The organism is Allobosea sp. 01N443, assembly GCF_056399325.1.
Genome location: NZ_JBFTRC010000290.1, coordinates 1 through 5,046, shown reverse-complemented (window position 1 = coordinate 5,046; position 5,046 = coordinate 1). Strand labels below are relative to the sequence as shown.

Here is a 5,046-nt window from a genome sequence, read left to right as displayed (position 1 = left end):
GGGTGGACGCGAGCACCACCAGCACGCGACGGGTGCGCTCGTGGGGGTCGACCGAGCCCTCGGGGAACATGGACCGGCCGAGCTCGTCCGCGAGGGAAACGTTCAAGCCCTCCTTGGTCGGCTCGATCACGATGTTGCGCGACAGCTCGGCTATTTCGGGCATGTTCTGGAGCGCCTGCCGGAGGCTGGCTACGGCGCTGTGCTGGGCCTGCGCGCCGGCGGCCGGGCGGCTGACTTCGCGGTCGCTGGCGCGGCCCGAGCTGGTCCGGCGCGCTCCGTCCTCCTGCTCCGTGATGCCCCTCGCCGCGTCGCGGGGCGCCGACGACCTGTTGCCCGACTTGTCCAGGGCGGTACCCATCAGGACGCCGCCAGCGCCACTGGTGCTCGCACTCACAGCCCCCGGCGTGAAGTATTCCGCCAGGCCGATCTTCTGCTCCTGCGTCGTCATGCTGATCAGCCACATCAGCAGAAAGAACGCCATCATGGCGGTCACGAAGTCCGCATAGGCGATCTTCCAGGCCCCGCCATGGTGCGCATGAGCGGCCTTCTTGACCTTCTTGATGATAATCGGCTGGGCGGGCTTGGCCATCGAGTCCCTACTGGAGATTGGGTCAGATGTTGGCRGGCAGATCGGCGGTTGCCGCTTCCACTTCGCTGAAGGTCGGGCGGACGTCGCTCATCAGAGCCTTGCGAGCAAATTCTACCGCCATCACCGGCGGCTGGCCGCTGATATGGGCGAGGAGGCCCGCCTTGAGTGAAAGGTAGTACTTGGATTCCGCCTCGAAGATGCTCCTGAGCGACTGCGCCATGGGCCCGAAGAAGCCGTAGGCGACGAAGACGCCGAAGAAGGTGCCTACGAGCGCGCCGCCGATCAGATGTCCCAGCACCTCCGGCGGCTCGGTGATCGACCCCATCGTCTTGATCACGCCGAGAACGGCGGCGACGATGCCGAGCGCTGGTGTCCCGTCGGCGATCGACTGCATGGCCGCAACGATGCGCTCCTGCTCCTGGTGGTGCGTTTCCAGTTCCTCGTCCATGAGAGCGTCCATCTCGTGGACGTTGTCGGCACCCATCGTCAACATGCGCATGTAGTCGCAGACGAACTCGACCGCATGATGGTTCGCTGCAAAAGTCGGGAAGGCGTTGAACAGCGTCGACTCGCTCGGATCTTCAATGTGCTGCTCGACCGCGAGCAGGCCCTTCTGCTTCGCAAGCTTGTACAAGGAATACTGCATCGCCAGCAGTTCGACATAGGCTTCCGGCTTGTACTTGGAGCCCTTCATGAGCGTGCCGAACATGGCGGGCACGGCCTTGAGCACCGGCGCGGTGTTGCCGATGATGAAGGCACCGACCGCTGCACCGAGGATGATAACAAATTCGAACGGCTGCCAAAGGACGAGGAGTTTGCCGCCCATCGCCGCATAGCCGCCGAAGACGCAGACAAGGACGATGATTGTGCCGACGATCAGCCGCATAGATCTGCTTTCCTGCGCCGCAGCAGGTGCAGCCCGCGCTAACTCACTACTAGTCCAGCGAAATGACCGATCGAGGTTAAGGGCGAGTTTACAGCCATTCGCCCGCAGGTTTGTAAGCGTCGTGCTCCGGCTACGGCTTGAGGCTTGGGGCGGCAGGGTAGGCCCAGGGGAGAAAATCGGGGTGCAATGAGTCTCCGCCAATCCTGGTGATCGGCGTCCAATAGGGGACCGTTTCCCGGGATCATCTACGCTGCGCCGCTTTGCTGTGGCGCGGCGAGGCTGAGGATGACGCGCGTGGCCTCGACGAACGAGCCGGACTGGTCCAGCTCAGCCGCTTCCATTTCCGCGCCTCGTTCTCACTGGCGACCGGCATGACCCGCCTGAATGGCTGACGACGCTGAGGATGCGCTGCGCTTGCGAGTTGCTGGAACGGGCCGATTGGCCGGTGATCACCAGAGCGGGCGCGAAGAAAAGTCATAGGCCTCCGCGACGRCGGGCGGCTCCCGGCCGTGGAASCCGAYCATCGTCTCGCTGAASAGCGAGGCCTCGTCCGGATGCCGGCCGAGATAGTCGAAGACCGGCACGCCCTGCGCCTTCTCGAACGCCGTCCTGCCGCTCTGCAAGGAATAGGCGATGTCGTCGAAGGCCCCCGCGAACCAGGGGCTGCCGGCGGTAAGGATGGTGGCCCGCGCCGAACCGGGCGCGCCCGTCTTCAGCGCCTCCCCCAGCGTCCGGACCGACCCCGCACGGAATGACCACCGGCCGGGTTCCGAGACGTCGCGTCTGGCAGCATTTGTCGCTGGTCATCCCCTGGTCGCACAAGCGGCACGTCGTGGCGATTATGCGACGCCCACCATCGCCCTCGCGGTCCGACGCGTTTGGAACGGACCATGTGGAATCTCCGGCGGAGCAAAACTGTCGGAACTGGCGCGATCCCAGCGGCTGTACCAATCGGCGAGCTCCGGAAACTCGTTTCCGCCCAGCAGAAATCCCTCCGGCAGATAGGGGAAGGCCTCGTTGCCATCGAGGAACTCGTTGTCCTTCTGTCTGAACATGAAGTGATAGGGCATGAAGTCGCTGGGATGGCTGAGGCCCGCCGCACCCGCGATTTCGCCGAGCGCGTGCATGGTGTTGCGATGAAAGCGCGCGACGCGGTCGCTTTTGTCGCCGACATCTATCGCGCTCTGGCGGCGCTGGTCCTGTGTCGCGATACCGACTGGGCAGCGATTGGTGTGGCAAGACTGGGCCTGGATGCAGCCGATTGCGAACATGAAGCCGCGCGCCGCGTTGCACCAGTCCGCCCCGAGCGCGAGCGTGCGGGCGATGTCGAAGGCTGACACGATCTTGCCAGCCGCCCCGATCCTGACCTGATCGCGGATGCCGGCGCCCCGCAGCGTGTTGTGGACGAAGGTCAGCCCTTCCAGCATCGGCATGCCGACGCGGTTGGCGAATTCGACGGGAGCGGCGCCAGTGCCACCCTCCGCGCCGTCCACGACAATGAAATCGGGTACGATGCCGGTGTTGAGCATGGCCTTGACCATACTCATGAATTCGCGGCGATGGCCGATGCAAAGCTTGAGGCCGACCGGCTTGCCGCCGGAAAGCTCGCGCAGTTCACCGACGAATTGCATCAGCCCCGTCGGGGTGGAAAAGGTGCTGTGGGCCACAGGCGATATGCAGTCTACGCCCATCGCAATGCCTCGCGCCTCGGCGATCTCGGGTGAGATCTTGGAAGCTGGCAGCATGCCGCCATGACCCGGTTTGGCGCCTTGGCTGAGTTTGATTTCGATCATCTTGATCTGCGGATCAGCAGCCAGTTCCGCAAAACGTTCGGGAGAGAAGCTGCCATCTTCGTTGCGGCAGCCGAAATAGCCCGACGCCACTTGGAAAATCAGGTCCCCGCCGCCTTGCCGATGATAGCGGCTGATGCTGCCTTCGCCGGTGTCATGTGCGAAGCCGCCCTTCCTCGCGCCAGTGTTGAGCGCCAGAATGGCGTTGGCAGAGAGCGAGCCGAAACTCATGGCCGAGATGTTGTAGATGCTGGCCTCGTAGGGATGCCTGCAGGCAGGTCCGCCGATCCGGACGCGAAAATCGGTGTCGACAATGGCCGTCGGCGCGGCCGAATGGGTCAACCACGCATAGCCGGAACCGTAGACGTTCTCAGAGGTGCCAAAAGGCAGCTTGTCCTCGTCGCCCTTGGCGCGCCGGTAGACCAGGGCGCGGTCCTGCCGGCTGAACGGAACTTCGTCATGGTCGCTTTCGATGATGTATTGCCGGATTTCCGGCCGGATGCTTTCCATCAGAAAGCGCAGATGCCCGATCACTGGATAGTTGCGCAGAATCGAATGCTTGTGCTGGCGCATATCATGAACGCCCAGAAGGACCAGCGCGCCCGCAATCACCGCCGGGACAAGCAGCCACCCGCTATAGGCGAGCCCCCCGGCAAGCGAGGCGGCAAGAGCGAGCATGGCAAGGACAAATACCGCATAGCGTTGGTTCAGCAGAGCATTTTTTAGCATGATGTCCTGACGCAATGCGTGGTCGGTGTACGTTGAACGCGGGAAATTCGGGGTTTCCTGAAGAGACGGCGGCAAACGGCGCCGTCCTCTTCTTCGAGACCGAATCTGGACGATCTCATCCCGAATATAGCCCTCCTGATCGACCGCGCGCCACACAGCTTGGCTCTGCCACGCGGGCAGGATTCGGCAGGTCTGTGAACAGCGTTCCGAGAGTTTCGCTGCGAAGCTMAAGAACACCCTCCGCCTGGTTCAGTTGGCGTAGAGTTTGACGAAGCGTACTGCGTGCCGACTGGCCGAGCGCGTGTTGGGATGCCGCGAGGCGTGACGATGCGCCACGGACGTCAGCTTCCTGGCAAGGCCCCAACGTCCGGACCTGGCGCAATTCTGATGCAGCGCCAAGCGCTACGGACGGACGAGGCTTTCCGTGCCGCGCTGCCGCGGTGGGGTGACACCGGCCGTAACCATCGGCTGTTTCTCGAAGCGCACCGTCTTCCGGACAGGCCGGACCGAAGCCATGACGATCAAAGGCGCTCACCAATCAAGCGCATCCCTGATTACGCCCCCTGCACCGCTTCGACGATGCTCACGTCGGAGCTGGTGGGGATCACCCGCGTCAGGCGGAAGCCGGCCTTGGCGAGGAGCTGGCGGTATTCCTCCTCCGTTCGCTCCTGGCCGCCGGGCAGCACCAGCATCACCATGTCGAGCACCTTGCCGGGATGGGGCGTGTCGCCGGCGGGCAGCACCATCTCCACCAGCAGCAGCCGTCCGTCGGGCTGCATGGCCTTGCGGACATGGYGCAGGATGGTGAGGCACTGCTCCTCGCTCCAGTCGTGGATGACGTGGGACAGCACATAAGCGTCGCCGCCGGCGGGAACCGTCTCGAAGAAGTTGCCTGGCTCGATCGCCACGCGCGCCTGCACGCCCCGTTCCGCCAGCAGGGCCGGCGCGTCGGCCACCACATGGGGCCGGTCGAACAGGATGCCGCGCGGCCCCTCGTGCCGCGCCAGGATCGCCGCGATCAGGTTGCCGGTGGCGCCGCCGACGTCGACGAC

4 protein-coding genes are annotated in these 5,046 nt (G+C 64.2%); all 4 read right to left on the bottom strand.

Features of this window, described 5'->3' with window-relative positions; all coding sequences use genetic code 11:
* On the bottom strand, positions 1 to 589 hold a 589-nt coding region (locus AC1DRP_RS34785), incomplete at its 3' end, for a flagellar motor protein MotB (protein ID WP_476770918.1).
* 22 nt (positions 590 to 611) lie between these two features.
* Positions 612 to 1,676, bottom strand: coding sequence for a flagellar motor stator protein MotA (gene motA, locus AC1DRP_RS34780; RefSeq protein WP_441507177.1), 1,065 nt, complete (start codon positions 1,674 to 1,676; stop codon positions 612 to 614).
* 638 nt (positions 1,677 to 2,314) lie between these two features.
* On the bottom strand, positions 2,315 to 3,994 hold the full coding sequence (locus tag AC1DRP_RS34775) for an FMN-binding glutamate synthase family protein (protein WP_441507225.1): 1,680 nt from the start codon (positions 3,992 to 3,994) through the stop codon (positions 2,315 to 2,317).
* 554 nt (positions 3,995 to 4,548) lie between these two features.
* Positions 4,549 to 5,046: methyltransferase (locus AC1DRP_RS34770; protein ID WP_476770917.1), on the bottom strand; the 498-nt coding region annotated here is incomplete at its 5' end.

Coding starts and splice junctions, on each gene's coding strand:
- AC1DRP_RS34775 (WP_441507225.1), bottom strand. CDS start 3,994: ATGCTAAAAAATGCTCTGCTGAACCAACGCTATGCGGTATTTGTCCTT.